The sequence below is a fragment of the Rhizobium cauense genome, from assembly GCF_019511525.1.
Classification (GTDB): Bacteria; Pseudomonadota; Alphaproteobacteria; order Rhizobiales; family Rhizobiaceae; genus Rhizobium; species Rhizobium cauense.
The window spans coordinates 1-458 of record NZ_JAEUAT010000067.1 but is presented as its reverse complement, the minus strand read 5'-3'; the positions used below and the strand labels follow the sequence as shown (position 1 = coordinate 458).

The following is a 458-nucleotide window of genomic DNA, read 5'->3' as shown; positions in this document are numbered from 1 at the left end:
TCGGAGAAATCCATCGCCTCGCCAACCCCGGCAAGATCATGCTCGAACTCATCGAGGTGCAGACGGGATCCTACCTCGGCGAGGACGATATCATCCGCATCGTCGATGAGTTCGGACGCAGCTGATCATCTCTGTCTTGAACTTATAAACGTCCGCCTGTAACACCATCGCGGCTCTGCCAAACGGCCGGGCCGCGATCGCTGTCTCAGGGAATGAATCCATGCGTATTGTGATGATTGGCTCGGGCTATGTCGGCCTTGTCTCCGGTGCCTGCCTCGCCGATTTCGGCCATCATGTCACCTGCGTCGACAAATCAGCCGCGAAGATCGACGCACTGGAAGCCGGAAAAGTTCCGATTTTCGAACCCGGACTCGATACCATCATCGAACACAATCGCACTGCCGGTCGCCTGGATTTTTCCAAGGAGCTGGCGACATCGGTTGCCAGTGCCGACGTCG

General features: G+C 57.2%; 2 protein-coding genes. Both read left to right on the top strand.

Going from position 1 to position 458, the window contains the following annotated elements:
- Positions 1-125, top strand: a 125-nt coding sequence (locus JNB88_RS33165) for a cupin domain-containing protein (RefSeq protein WP_220359168.1), incomplete at its 5' end; no start/stop codon positions are given.
- 95 nt (positions 126-220) lie between these two features.
- Positions 221-458: NAD-binding protein (locus JNB88_RS33160; RefSeq protein WP_220358776.1), on the top strand; the 238-nt coding region annotated here is incomplete at its 3' end.